The organism is Paracoccaceae bacterium, from assembly GCA_033344815.1.
Taxonomy (GTDB): Bacteria; Pseudomonadota; Alphaproteobacteria; order Rhodobacterales; family Rhodobacteraceae; genus Roseobacter.
In genome coordinates this window covers 2,633,300-2,646,890 of sequence record JAWPMR010000001.1, presented here as the reverse complement: position 1 = coordinate 2,646,890, position 13,591 = coordinate 2,633,300, and the positions used below count along the sequence as shown (strand labels likewise).

At 54.8% G+C, this 13,591-nt stretch carries 11 protein-coding genes and 1 pseudogene; 4 read left to right on the top strand and 8 right to left on the bottom strand.

Translation table 11 applies throughout. The annotated features are described in order from the left end of the window. The first annotated feature begins 98 nt into the window (after positions 1-98). Positions 99-362 (top strand): hypothetical protein, encoded by a 264-nt coding sequence (locus tag R8G34_12265; GenBank protein ID MDW3223636.1) that lies wholly within the window; start codon positions 99-101, stop codon positions 360-362. Continuing rightward, the gene (locus R8G34_12260) at positions 362-2,719 is read left to right on the top strand and encodes a right-handed parallel beta-helix repeat-containing protein (protein MDW3223635.1); all 2,358 of its coding nucleotides are present in this window, start codon (positions 362-364) and stop codon (positions 2,717-2,719) included. The genes R8G34_12265 and R8G34_12260 overlap by 1 nt, the downstream gene beginning before the upstream one ends. A gap of 57 nt (positions 2,720-2,776) precedes the next feature. On the opposite strand, the gene R8G34_12255 is transcribed toward R8G34_12260, so the two are convergent. From R8G34_12255 to R8G34_12240, 4 genes and pseudogenes are all read right to left on the bottom strand, one after another. Further along, positions 2,777-3,895, bottom strand: coding sequence for a glycosyltransferase family 4 protein (locus R8G34_12255; GenBank protein MDW3223634.1), 1,119 nt, complete (start codon positions 3,893-3,895; stop codon positions 2,777-2,779). Positions 3,896-3,979: 84 nt separating this feature from the next. After that, entirely contained in the window at positions 3,980-5,179 is a 1,200-nt protein-coding gene (locus tag R8G34_12250; protein ID MDW3223633.1) for a nucleotidyltransferase family protein, read from the bottom strand. Positions 5,180-5,804: 625 nt separating this feature from the next. Next, positions 5,805-6,810, bottom strand: a pseudogene (locus tag R8G34_12245) (DDE-type integrase/transposase/recombinase). After that, complete coding sequence (locus R8G34_12240) at positions 6,734-7,042, bottom strand: hypothetical protein (GenBank protein ID MDW3223632.1); 309 nt, start codon at positions 7,040-7,042, stop codon at positions 6,734-6,736. The pseudogene R8G34_12245 and the gene R8G34_12240 overlap by 77 nt, the downstream one beginning before the upstream one ends. A gap of 10 nt (positions 7,043-7,052) precedes the next feature. On the opposite strand from R8G34_12240, the gene R8G34_12235 reads away from it, so the two are divergent. Then, the gene (locus tag R8G34_12235; protein ID MDW3223631.1) at positions 7,053-7,343 is read left to right on the top strand and encodes a hypothetical protein; all 291 of its coding nucleotides are present in this window, start codon (positions 7,053-7,055) and stop codon (positions 7,341-7,343) included. Positions 7,344-7,515: 172 nt separating this feature from the next. Here the strand turns inward: R8G34_12235 and R8G34_12230 are convergent, their stop codons facing one another. After that, positions 7,516-8,697 carry a polysaccharide biosynthesis/export family protein gene (locus R8G34_12230; protein MDW3223630.1) on the bottom strand — a complete coding sequence of 394 codons (1,182 nt, stop codon included), beginning with the start codon at positions 8,695-8,697 and terminating at the stop codon, positions 7,516-7,518. Positions 8,698-9,061: 364 nt separating this feature from the next. Here R8G34_12230 and R8G34_12225 point away from each other — a divergent pair, with 364 nt between their 5' ends. After that, the gene (locus R8G34_12225; GenBank protein ID MDW3223629.1) at positions 9,062-10,036 is read left to right on the top strand and encodes a sulfotransferase; all 975 of its coding nucleotides are present in this window, start codon (positions 9,062-9,064) and stop codon (positions 10,034-10,036) included. A gap of 6 nt (positions 10,037-10,042) precedes the next feature. Here R8G34_12225 and R8G34_12220 read toward each other — a convergent pair whose 3' ends face one another. Genes R8G34_12220 through R8G34_12210 form a run of 3 tightly spaced genes read right to left on the bottom strand, consistent with a single transcriptional unit; the run spans position 10,043 to position 13,480 of the window. Continuing rightward, positions 10,043-11,350 carry a lipopolysaccharide biosynthesis protein gene (locus R8G34_12220; GenBank protein ID MDW3223628.1) on the bottom strand — a complete coding sequence of 436 codons (1,308 nt, stop codon included), beginning with the start codon at positions 11,348-11,350 and terminating at the stop codon, positions 10,043-10,045. Between the two features lie 22 nt (positions 11,351-11,372). Further along, on the bottom strand, positions 11,373-12,644 hold the full coding sequence (locus R8G34_12215; GenBank protein MDW3223627.1) for a hypothetical protein: 1,272 nt from the start codon (positions 12,642-12,644) through the stop codon (positions 11,373-11,375). Continuing rightward, positions 12,641-13,480 (bottom strand): sulfotransferase, encoded by an 840-nt coding sequence (locus R8G34_12210; protein MDW3223626.1) that lies wholly within the window; start codon positions 13,478-13,480, stop codon positions 12,641-12,643. Before R8G34_12210 ends, R8G34_12215 begins: the two co-directional genes overlap by 4 nt. Between the last annotated feature and the right edge of the window lie 111 nt (positions 13,481-13,591).

Below are 13,591 nucleotides of genomic sequence, written 5' to 3'. Positions count from 1 at the left end.
ACCTTAACGGGTCGCGCGACCTGTTGGCGGTTTCAAAAGCATATCTTGTTCATAACTGGTCGCCGAAAACGTCAACCTTCCTGAAAAAAAGAGTGAACATGTCTGATCCATTTGAACGACACAGTCCCGGCCTCAACGCACCTGCCTTTGGTGCTTTTCAGATCACCCCAGACGATACAGCTCAACTGTCACATACCACGCGCGCGATTTATGTCGGCGGTGAAGGCAATCTGACCGTTACTATGGCCCACGGTCAAACCGTTACCCTGACTGCCGTGCAGCCTGGCATGATGTACCCGCTTCGTTGCAAAGAAGTCCATCAAACAGGAACAAGCGCCTCCGGGATTGTGGGGCTTTACTGATGATGGGGGCATTCACAATTGGTGCGGTGGCCAGCGGGTCACCAAACCAAGCCCGTAGGCTGACAGCACGAACTGACATCTCCGCAACCGGTCTCAGGCTGCAGATGGAGCGGATCCCATCTGCAGCAATGGACGAGCTGGCATTGAATGTTCTCGACATCGACGGCCAGTCTTTTCTGGGAGAGGTCGTTCACCCCAGCAGCCCGCAACTTGCGGCTGATCCGACACCGGGTCGCGTCAAAGGCAATGGCAAAATCGTTTCCGCCCTGACAGGACCGCTTGAAGTCGGCGCTCTCTACGTCGTGTCCTACGATATCATCGCGGATGGCGGCACCACGGGGCTGTATTTCTCGGACGGCGGCGGGTCGCCTTTCCCGAATTCGACTGTGGCCGCATTTACACCTGGCCGTCACAAGATCCTCGTGGAAGCGAAAGATACTGATACAAACGCAATCCTGCGCGTGAATGGGGATCTTACCTTTGGTTTTATTTCTTGCCGCAAGGCGGAATGGCATATGAACCTGCCGTCCGGATCTGCCTATCCGGAAATGGCCATCACGCGTGAACCCGGTCGTATACGGGGGAGTGGTGTGGCAGTGTCTGCGCTCAATGCTCCGCTCGAAATCGGGACAACCTACACGTTGCGCTATGAGATCAAGTCCAATTCGGGCACCAAGTCTCTGTTTACCCCGGCAGGAGCAGGGTCACCGTTTCCCTTTACCAAACTGCCGACTGCCATCGGACATCACGCGGTAACGCTAGTCGCGCAGGACAGCGACGTTGACGCAGTTGCACGTTTGGATGGCGATCTGACTTTCGGGTCTTTTTCTTGCCGGAGGGCAGGTGGCATTGCCGGGCGTCAGATTCAGATAGATGTGTCCTCGGGCAGCGCGCGATCACGTAACACGATCTATACGCCGGACCCCGGCGTCCTTTATGTGTCACCCTCTGGCAACGACTATCTTGGCTCCGGTGCTTTCGGCTCCCCCTTTGCCACTCCTGCTGCCGCTTGTGGCGCTGCACGCCCGGGTGACACTGTTTATCTGCGGCCCGGCACATACGCCCCGTTCGAGATTTTAGTGAGCGGCACAACGGGAAACCCGATCACTGTAACGACGCTGCCCGGTGAAGAGCATCAGGCCGTGATCGAAGGTGATCTGATGCAGCATGTCGTGAATGGTGGTGAGGGAGTCGCTTCGAGTGCCGCGACAAGGGATGGCATTTACGTCAAGGCAAAAGATCACATTCACATCCGCAATCTGACGATACGCAATGTCTGGCGCTGTGGGATTTTTTTCGTCGGCGTACCGGAAGAACAGCATGGACATCATGTAATCGCGGGCAATGCGATCTCCATGACCGGAAGTTCCGGTATCTACGTGGGTGGCAACAGTTCGGCCACAATCATCCCCCTCGGAGAAAAGGCGGAACTGCGCACGGTTGATGTGTTGATCGAACACAATGATGTCTCGCAAACCAATGTTGTCACCGATTACAACAACAACCTTGTCAACCCGCAGGGCGTGCCCGGTGGTGTAGCAGAAGCCATCAGCGTTGCGGCCAGTGCGGGTAACATCGTTACCCGTTTTAACGATGTGCATGACACTCGTCAGTACGGCATTGATTACAAAGCGGGCGTTCAGGGGGGTGAAATCTATGGTAACCGCGTCTGGAACGTCGAACGATATGGCATCTATCTGGACGCAGGACGGCGTTTTGTCGAAGACGTAGCCATTTACAATAATCAGGTGTGGGATTGCCATCTTGGTATTGTTCTGTCGCGCGAAGCAGGATCGAACTCGACGGAATACGGTACGTTTACTGATCAGGAAGGCGTCGCGGAATTTGTCCAGACGCTGGCCAACATTGATATTTACAACAATCTTGTCTGGAATATCGAAGCTGCCGGCATCTTCTGTCAGCGGCATCCCCAGAAAGACGGGCCAAACGGTGTGATCAGCAATATCCGGATCCGCTTCAACACCGTCTATAATGCCAACCGCATGGAGAGTGGGCGGGATCTGAACCTGTCAGGTTGGTCTGATCCCGACTTTGAGGCTGCCGGCGTTGTGAGCGGCGTCGATTTCGTCGGCAATATCGTTTGGAATGACACAGCGTCAATTCGCCAGACAAACACCTTTGTGGACAAACCGGGTTTCACCGTCGCGGACAATCTGATCGGGGTGGACCCATCCTTTGTAGATGTCACTGCAACACCACCCGACTTGTCGCTGCCATCGGGAACGGCGGCTGGTCTGTTGGTTGACGCAGCCGCGACAATCGGCCCGTTTGAAGCAGATTTCAACGGTCATCCGCGCGGTGTTACACGCACCGCAGGAGCGCATACGGAGCCTTAGTCCCCGGCGATTTTGAACGGAAGAAGATCGCGCGATGGCGCGCGATCTTTAACGCACTCAGCGTGACGCTTCATATACGGCCAACGTTTCTCTGACCATATTCTCGATCGTCCGTTCGCGTGCAAGGAGTTGCGCACGTGCGCTGAACGCCTGGCGCAGGTCCGGGTTTGCCGCCAGGGTTGTCAATCGCTCGGCAATGGCCGATGGATCGCAATCGGTTGGTAATACAAAGCCGTTTTCGCCTTCCTGTACTGTTTCCTGCACGCCACCGACTGCAGTGGTTACAATCGGGACACCCGCATGCAGCGCTTCGATCAGGGTATAGGGCATCGCCTCAAAGTGGCTGGTCATGCAAAAGACGTCGAGCCCGGGGAACAGAGCGGGGCCGTCCTGCCATCCCAGAAACCGGACCACTTCGCCCGTATTTTTCGCCTCAGCCGCGTCCCGCAGGTTGCCATCGCCAATGACCATTCCACGCAGATTTGGCGCATCCCGGGCTGCTAGCAAAATGGCTTCTACAAAGCGCAGCGGCGCTTTTTGAGGGTCCAGACGCCCAATGAAACCCACGGCGAAATCATCCGCTGCCAAGCCCATGAAGGCGCGTGCCGCCACGCGGTCGGCCCCCGGCGGCAAGGTTGCGCCATTCACGACAGTCGTCATCTTTTGCGCCTTGATTCCAAGCTCAATACCATGCGCTTTTTCCGCAGAACTGACCGGGATGATGTGATCTGCGCGCAGGGCAAGCACACGTTCAATGGTCCCATAGACCAGCGCGCCCATCCGGCCCATCGTCGGGTCCATGGTGCGAAATGCGTGGGGTGTGTAAATCCGTGATCCCGGAATGGAGCGGGGCAGCAAGCGGATCAATGCCCCTGCCTTTGAGCTGTGACCATGTAGGACGTCAAATGGTCCGTGCGCGCGCAGCGTCGTGGCAAGGGCTTGCAGGCTTTTGAAATCATGCAAGCCAACAGGTCTGTGCATCGCAATAGGTAGGTTGTCTACCTGCTTCATACTCAGGAGCTGCAAGCGAAAATCTTCCTGTGCGCGCACTGGCGACCAGATCACCGTGACCGCATGGCCTTGTTCCGCCAACCCCTGCGCCAGATCAAGAACATGACGCCCGGATCCGCCGCCCGATGTTTCAAGGACAAGCGCAATTTTTAGGGGATCCAGCATCGCGGAGTCCTTCATAAGAGTTTGATCATGCCGCACATCTCGATTGGTGCTCCATTGTACAGACGCAAGGGTGGAAAACTCTGGTCAGTCGGCTTCTTTACTGGCCCGGTCTCGGGTACGGGCGATCAAATGCACGAAGCGCGGAAAAACATAGAGCCACCGCAGGCCGCGCGGGAGAGGAAAGCGCGTATATTGGCGGATGGTAGGTTGCAAGATCTTGCGCCAATGCTGCCAGCGTGCACGGCGGATCAGGCTGGAGCCAGCCTGCCAGTCAAACATGAATTCACCGCCCTTCATGCTGAACCCAATCTTCTTTTCCAGATCCAGATCACCGGAAAGATTGCGCAGACTCAATTCAAGAAACTTCAGGCCCCGCCAGGTGTCAGGAGCCGGTTCCCAGTCAGCACAAGGCGACATCAGACGCTGCATTTCAAAGCTGGCTTCGACAGTGCCGCGCTGGTTCAGTTGACCGGCCATGTCGATAGTGGCATCGACGTCAAAACCGGGAGATGTGATCATCGCGTCCAGATCGCTGAGCCAATGCAGGCGGGACCATACGTGCCGGGCGTGGTGGTGACAGATATAATTGAAAAGAAACACGGGTGGCATCGTCAGAAACTCTTTGCCTCCCAGAGTGACGGGCACAGCTTGCGCCATCACGTCCACATCCGCAAAAATCCCGGAATATTTGTCCAGCTTGACCTGCAGATCAATGGCCATGCCCTCAGGTGACAAAAGGCTGGCATCATTACGATAATGCAGTGCTGCGTCAATTTCAGAGGGCTCAACCAAGGGGTGATCAGATTGACCGGGTACGACAAATTCATATCCACAATCGATGGCTTGTAAGACAATCCCGCGCAGCGCGTCTGGCCTGACCAGCACATCAATATCGCGGCAGGGCCTTAGTCCCAGATCCGGATAGTATTGCCCCACCAGAGTGATACCCTTGAAAAATACCGCTTCCTGTCCGAGCGGATCGACACATTTTTCCTTGAACTGACGTTGCGCTGAAATGAGCATCATATTGCGTATGGCGGACGCATTCGCGGCCTCATTCAACTGTTTGTGGACCTGCGGTGGCACACATTTCTCGTCCATCTGAGCCAGGTGCATTCTGATGTTGGGCAGACTGAAATTTCGCGCCGCTGTTTCGATGAACCGGTCCCAATGCGTGATTTGACGGGCGAATTCTTCGGCTGCCTTTCTTTCTTTGTCACAAAGACGGACCTTGGCAAATGCTATATGCAGGCGCATTTCCGCGGTATTGAGGCTGGCATCCATCGTCTGCTTAAAAATCCTGCGTTAAATTGCTTTTGCCGAACAGTCAGGCACCTGTTGCCCATTGATACGACCCTCATGCGAAACCTACCAGAGCGAAGGTGTACAAATGCTGCAATTCATCCAGTGGATTATGCACAATTGCGCATGGATTGTGCTGATTGTTTCTGTCGATTTATTTTGCACGTCCCGAAGACCTGCCGATGAAACTCGTCTGCAAAGGCGGGTGTCATCCGTTCCAGGCCATTTCGTTTTTGTTTTTTAGCTGAAATCCTCTACATAAGGGAAAAAGCGCGCGGGACTGCGGTGTGTGAACAGACTGAATAACCTTGGCCAGACGAATATGGATGACGATGAGATTACGTCACATTTTCTGGAACTTCGAAACAAGCTGAAAATCGCCGACAACTGACGCGGGATCATGTTTTTAGCGTCTGAGGTGCGGCGGTTCGGAGGCGGGACACTTACGCGCGCATTTAGCCAGCCGCAAATTGCCAACGAAAAGGCGGGTTTGGGAACAAAATCGTGGTGGCTCCCCTCAAAGAGGGACCCGCGCGAGTCAAGAATGCCGTCTTGTCCTCTGAGCTTGTTGGACCTGTCACGCTTTTGCGTCGCCCCATGTGCTCGGTTAGGCCACTTTTCGTTCGAACGTAACGGGGCTTTTCCAGTCCAGCGCTGAGTGTTTGGGACGTGGATCGTAGAAGACGTTGTTGTATTCCGCGTCCGGCAACTGTTTGCTTGCAAACGATGAGAGGGGAAGATCGCCATCTCGGCTTGCCGCTGTGTTTCCGATGACCTGCGCCAGATCAGTTCAGCTTTGATGGTATCAAAGAACGCTTCAACCGCCGTGTTTTCACAATAATTTCTCTTGCCGGTCATGAATACCTTGAACCCATTCTGGCTCAGGATTTTCTGATGGTCGTGGGAACAGTATTGGTAGCCACGAGCCTTACAATGAACGCGGCTCTCGGGTGGTGATCTGAACGCGGTGGTTATGGTCAGCGCTTTCATTGCAAGTCCCGCTTCATGCGATTTGTTACCATCGAACCGATCACACGCCCGGAATGAAAGTCTAGGATCGCAGCCAAGTACACCAGCTGTCGCGAGTCTAAACATAGCTGATGTTCATTGCCCGACATTGTATCGCGCAGCAATGATACGAAAGGGGCCCGCCCCTTTCTTATTAGGCGCATCCGCGCTGAAATATCTGTCGAGTAGGTTCGGAGCTTGTGGTCGCTGTAGGTCGTTACATTGTATTTGCGTGTTCGCGCAATTGATATGCCATTCTCATGCATGCATTGTGCGGCAGGCGATTGCGAAGAAAACTACCTAGAGGAGGCGACCCCTTGGCGATGCGCGGCTATTTGTTGATATGCTGGACATAACCTCAACCAGACCGTTGACCGCGGCTGTCTGGACGACTGGGATACACCCGTCATCCACGCGTGCCGACGTCCACGATATGAAAAAGCCGATTGGTGGGAAAGTGATCTCGATGCGCGTTCACAAGCTTAAAGCTCATTGCGCTAGGCCCGTGAAGATCCCTCTCCTGCGTTGCTATGCAAAATCTTGCCGGTTAGCGCTGGAGAGGCTTTTAGAATTTCCCTCTCCTCCTTTAGAGAACGGTTTTCCCGCAATGGTATTCGCAAGACGGGAAGTTTTTCCCCAGACATCGACATGCGTTTGACCGCTCAGATCCACACATACCGCCTGTTTGAGGTTTCGGTTCAGGCCAATCACGCTACCAAGACAAACACACCAAAAAAAGATCACGAAGTCTTTTTGCTCTGTCGCGCGAATGGGTTTGTGATCCGCAGCACCTAAATCTTCGCTTCGTGTTAGCAAGGAATCGATGCCGCGGTCCATGACGGCAACGATGCGTCATGACAACTTAGCTCATGTTTTCGCGCGCAACGGCAATTCTGTTCATTCTGGCGACGGGATTCTTGTGGACAGTGTCACTCAGTGCAATGCGGTCTTTGGCATTCGCGACGGGTTTTTCTCGATACGGGAGGCTGATCATGACCCGCTGCACCCCAATCTGCACGGCATTCGCGTCATCAACCTTCATGTTGTTGATTTGGCCGAGTTTGGCATGGCGGTTTATCGCCATCCTGATGAAAGCTGCATCAGTCAGGTTGAAGAGGATACCATTGGCTGTGCTTGAACCCATGCCGTCATTCGACCGGGCTGTACCGTTAGTTTGATCAAAGAAGCCAAGGTAGAGGTCAGCATGATTTTGTCTTCTGGTGGCGATTTTTGGAACGGTATTGGTGCTTTAACGGACAACAACGACGCTCTGCGCCGTGCCCCTATTGGGATTAGGATTTCACGACGTATCAGTTGTAACTTAACAGCAACTCGAGAACATCACCGGGTTTGAGAAGTTCGCTTGGCGCTACTTCAGTGCTGGTCTCTTCGTCTCCGTTCTGGCGGTGCAGGATGATCCGAATGTCCATCGACACGTCTTCGGTGTTGCTCACCGCGCCAAGGGCCAGTTCCCTGTTGAGACTGCTCAGCCGTGCCCGGGCTTCATCATAATCTCGCTCGAATCGTGCTCTCTCGTCCCTAAGTGTCTGTACGAAGTCTTCGTCCAAGCTTTGTTTTTCTATGATCAGCGACTGCAGTTCCCGCTCAGCGGCCGCCAGATCAGCCTGCGTCGTCAGAAGCCGGGAAGATGCATTCAACGCACCTTCGCGGGCATTGTCGAGCGCATTTGCGGTGACAAGACCACGGTCCGATAGCTGAAGAATGTCCTGTAACCGCTCTTCTTCGATCTCAGAAGCGGTGACGAACTGCTCAAGCGCAGTTTCGAGGAACAGGACCCGCTTTTCGGAGAGTGCAATGCGCGCGGTATTGTCTTCGCGTTCGCGTTCCAATCCAGTACGCGCGCCCTCAACGAGTTGCCTCAACACTTCAATGTCCCCGCTATCAAGGCGATCAGCGATGATCTGGAACTCGCCATCAATGGGTGAGTCGCTTGGCGCACCAGAGAGCAATATTTCGATTCGCCAGAGTTCGGAGGCCAGCCAGGCTTCTGTTTCACGCAACTCCGCCTGTCGGGTTCGAAAATTCGCAAGTTGGTCCACACGCTCGGTTTGTCCGGCGACGGCCGATCCCCCAGCGGAGCCGATGGCGGCTCGTGCGTTCAAACCAGGTTCAAAGGGAACGCGGCCCGGCGCTGCGACGGCTCCGACGACGGTGATTGGTCGGTAGGTTTCGATATCCAGGAAAATATCTTCCTCATCCAGTACGATTACCGAAGTGATCCCATCGCGGACGGACTGTATTTGACGGCCCGCAACTGAAAGAGAGATCTCTTGTGCCAGTTCGTCGAGTGTTTTGTTTACGGCTTTGTGGGTTCCTAGATAAGGCAGCCGAATTTCACCAGCCGTATCGACGGTTCCGACGTAGGATTGATTGTTCAAAACAATGATCTGCACCAAAATACGGTCACCCGGCGATAGCCGGTAAGGCTCTGCCAGAGCATGCCCGGAGGTGGCAATGAATGCGAGAGTCATAATCGACCCAAGCATTTGCCGAAAACCTCGCGCAAACCTTATTTGGAAATTTGCAAAACACCCGATCGCCATACGTAAATTTTCCTCTTGCTTCGTGCGCAGACACTGACCCGGTTTCACGAGTTTTGTCCAGAGACAGCCGCCCGTCGAAATAGGTCACTCCCGCTTTGTATCATAATACGCTCGATTTGGCGGCAACCGGTCAAATACTGCCGTTGAATTCTGGAGAAGGGCTTGACCCGGTGCACGACCTCCAGCACAGCTATCGGGTAATTCGCCGGACAGGGCGCTCGGACCTCAAGGGATCCTGAATGGATCGCGAATTCCGCCCGCCAAAACTCTCCGGTTGTCACTTGGAGCGCCCATGGTCACGACCGCCTCTCTTGCCTTCAAACAATCGCCACGTCCACTTTTGGTGTATATATTGGGCTGGGGTCGTAGCGGCAGTTCGATACTTGCCAATATTCTGGGTTCCATGCCTGGCAGTGCGTCACTCGGCGAAGTGCGCTATTTGTGGGATCGTGGGGTATTGGAAAACGGCATTTGCGGTTGCGGAGAGCCCTTTTCCGAATGTGACTTCTGGCCTGGTATTGAACTGGGTTCGGGGCGTTTGGGCGATGTGAACCCAGAGCGCGCGCGTGCTCTGACAAAATTCATTGGCAGCGGCGCACGGCGCAGTCAGATCCCGGCCCTGCACAATGCACGGTCACGGGCCGCCTATTTTGAGCGTAATCATGCCGATCTCGATCTGCTGATGGAGCTCTATTCAGCCGCTTTCGAGAAGAGCCACAGCCGCGTTCTGGTAGATGCCTCAAAAAGCCCGTTTTACGCGCTCAACCTGTTGCATCCTGATCGTCCTTTTGATGTCGCGTTTTTGCATCTGGTGCGCGATCCGCGCGCAGTTCTCTATTCGTGGAAAAAGACCAAGCAACGCGGCGACAGCTCTGATGATCAGCTGTTCCCGCGCTATTCCTCGATCCGGTCGCTGTTGCAATGGGCCGTCGTGAATTCGCGTTGTGAACGTTTCGAGCAACTTGCGCCGGATCGCTATTTTCAGGTGCGTTACGAGGATTTTGCAGACAATTGGCACGCTGCACTCCTATCCGGGGCCGGCGCGCTTTTCGAACCAGCGCCAGAGGACACGCTGGCGGGTGATGGTCGCGCCGCAATCGTGCATGCGCAACATTCCATCAGCGGTAACCCTTCCCGGTTTGATCTGGGCGAGGTCCGTTTGAAGCCTGACACTTCGTGGAGCGACGCCGTTACTCGCATGGATCGCAAACTTGCCGCCATGATCTGTGGTCCGGTCGCAGGCCGCTATGGGTACTCGATGCGCTGAAACGCCTTATCTTGACATCGAAACGCCAGGCAAAAGCGACAAAACAGATGTATCCACACCTAGGTTTCTGCGACACCAAAACACCGTCATAACCGTGAACAACACCCGCGCCACACAGGCGGCAATTGCCGCGCCCAATATTCCGAACATTGGCACCAGAATGGGAATCAGCGCCAGACCTGCGATTTCGGAAATCAAGGTCAGACGCACGACCTGCTGTTCCCCGTTGCTCATTAGCATGAGTTGTCGTGTCGGTCCGCCTAATCCGATCAGCAGATAGCTGCCCGCCAGAAGCGTCAGAGCCAATGCCGCCGACGCAAACGCAGGATCAAACAGCGCCAAGAGTTGCGGTGCGAAAAAGATGATCACTGCCGCTCCGAGCGCGAGAGGCGCTGCAATGAGCATCGCCAATTTGCGGCCGACGTTACGCAGACCATCGATGTCGTTTTGGCTGTGCAACCGCGCAAACACGGGGGTCGCGGCGATGTTGATCGCCATGATGGGGAGTTGCAAAAGCTGAGATGTCTTTTGGGCGGCAAAATAGGCACCGATTTGATCGGGTGGCAAGAAAAGGGCCGCCGCAGACAAGTTCAGACTCGCGCCCATGGTGCCGAGCGAGGCCAACCACATCCAGGCTGAAACTTTCCAAGGCATGGTGATCGTTGAATGGGACCCTGCGGGCGCCGCAAATCTGTCTCGATGGATGGCAATCATGGAGATCGCCTGTATCGCGACAATTGCCATCAAGGTCGCCGATATGGCGGCCATGGCAGTCAGCGCATCGGTAAAGAAGAATGGTATGCTTGCCGCCGCCAGACAGGCCAGTACGATTGCTCCGCGCCAAATCACGTCACGTGGGGCGAGCGCCCAGAAAATCGCTCCGAAAGCGCGATACTGATGCGACACAAGTTCTGCCAACGCAAAAGGCAAAACCAGCGCACAGGCTCCAAAGACGTAGCGCATGTCGACGTCGGTCCCAAGCCAACCCGCGATCAATCCGGCACCTAAAAGGACCGCTACAACCACCACGACACCAGACAGAGCCACCCGGTAACTTTGGCGCATGGCATAGCGTCGGTCGGCCGCGGCCTCCGGTCCGTCACTCAAGGCAGACAGAGTTTTGATGCTGAGCGTGTGTTGTCCAAACAAAGAGGTGATCGCACCAATTGTGCCAAGCGCAAACATGGATGCAAAAAGACCGTATTCTACGGCGCCCAGCACGCGCGCGAGAAACATGAACATAAGGAAGGTCAGTCCTGCGCTGACCACTTTGAGGCCGGCAGACAAGACGCTGCCAAGCAAAAGGCGTTTCATTTCAGGCAGTTCCTAACCAGGGTCATTGAGCGGGCTGCCAGTTCTTGCGCGCGCGGGCCCGTTTACGTTTTGACCAGCCGATGTGATCTGGCAGCAGGCGATCCGTTGTATAGGTGCCAAAAGCCATCCCACAAACCAGATAGAGGTGGCGCCAGTGAATTGCGCCCACAACCTGCATCAAAACAAGAAGCCCCAGAAGAATCGAGAAAACCAGTGCGTATTTTGTCCATCCAGGACGTTGCGCAATGATTTTTGCCATACAGCGGATTGATGCGGACCCATAGATTAGGATCAATCCGAGACACGCAAAGATACCGTTGTGCATCGCGAAAGCCACAAAGGTATTATGCGGCAAATACCCATAGACGTAGCGCGCTTGAAAAGGGCCGATCCCAAGCGGGTGTTCCCAGATTTGTCGCGCCGCGTCAGCGACATAGCCAAACCGCGATGTATCATAGCTTTGCAGCGAAAGGCGCTGCGCCAGAAAAGAGTCGGTCAGCCGCGCGGTGATCTGATCGAGGAAAAACAGAACTGTCCCGCAAATCAAGATGATGACCCAGACGATGGCAGTCAACGTTGGACGCGCAGTTGGCCGATAAATGAGCAGCGCGAGGCTGAAGAAAGACAGTGAGATAAACGCGTGAACCCAGGCGCCACGCGAATAGGTAGACAGCAGAGAGATGAGCAACAGGCCCATAGCCCCGAGCGCAATCAAGCGGAAACGCGCAGATTCGACGACCACCCACGTGACGAACAACAGGCTTGGCACGATAAAGGGGCCAAATACGTTGGGGTCCTTGAATGTGGCTTTGACCCGGTAACGCGCGCCATCGCCGCGAAACAGGATATCGCTGTTGGGGATGAGGTCGAGCAGTGCAGCTATGGCTACAAAAGAGGCGAGCACGCCTCCAATTGTCAGCGCTGCCAATACAGTGGCGAAAGCCTGGTCACCCCGAGTTTTCATGAAATATGCGGTCATGACGAACAGCGCGATCATGTAGAATTCAATCGCAACGGCACGCACCGCAAATATCGGAACATATTGCACAAAAACGAGCGATAAGACCGAAAATACAAGGTAAAGGAATACCCCGATCAGAGCTGCTCCGCTGAGGAAAGCTGTTTTGACAGGCCGTGAAAAACAAAAGACGCCAAGGGCGATTATGAAAACCAGATCGGTGGGTGCAGGCTCAACAACGACAAAAAAGCTGAGCATGATGGCCAAAACATAGATCCGCCAACTTGTTTCCCCGGCGGCGTCTGTTGCGCTGACCGTCTGCACGGCGTGTGTCACGGGCGCGCCCGCCACGCGGAAAGATCACGGTCCAGAAGCGATTCCAGCCGGTCAAGTTCTGCAGCATGACGGTCGGATAGGAAATCCCATGCCTCTGGCGTATCACGCAGTTTTGGCACGCGGTCGGCGCTGAAAAGAACCTTGTCGACCAGCGGGTTCGCTTTGAGTTTGCCAAGCACGTTGCTCAATCCTGCGGCGCGCAAAGCGATGGCACCTTGTTTGAGCATCCCGTTCAGATGCGTATTGCGTGCGGCACGTGCCACATTCTTTGCCCCCTCGTCGGCTTCGGATATGTCACGCTGTGAAACACGCAAGAACTCAAAGAGCGAGTTCGCCGCCGCCTGAGGTTCCGCACGAATGTCGTCAAACCAGAGGATATGGGTATTTTCCTTGCCAAAAAGACGCCAGGCGCGCTCAATTGCATCTGAATATGCGCTGCATGTGGATAAAAGCCGATGTGCGCTATCCGCTTCCTTTTCAAGCGGACCGTGCGCCTGACCGGTGCGCAACAGATGTTGATAGGCCGACCAGTCGCGTTCTGCGGGGTTGCGCAGCGAAAAGAAAATCCGCGCGTCCGGGATAAGCTGCGCCAGCCGTTCCGCAGCTTCAGGCACAAACAGATAGTCTGTTGTCAAATCACAGCGTGCGGTTTGGCCAGCTTGGGCATCGGCATAGTTTTGCGCATACCAATCAATGCCACGATCATAAAAATCCGTAAAGAACTGAACGTATTTCCCTTCCGGCACGAAAACCTCGGGATGAGCGCTCAGCAAGCTGTAAATCCACGAAGAACCCGCCTTGGGTGGGCCGCCATAAAAGTAGTTCGGGAGCATCATCGGTATGTCACCTGTTCGTCGAGACGTAAGACGCCATTCGCAGTTGATTTACAGTGTTAACCCAGTGACGCGCAAGCGAACTTGATGCAATCTGCATTCAAGAATGCCGTT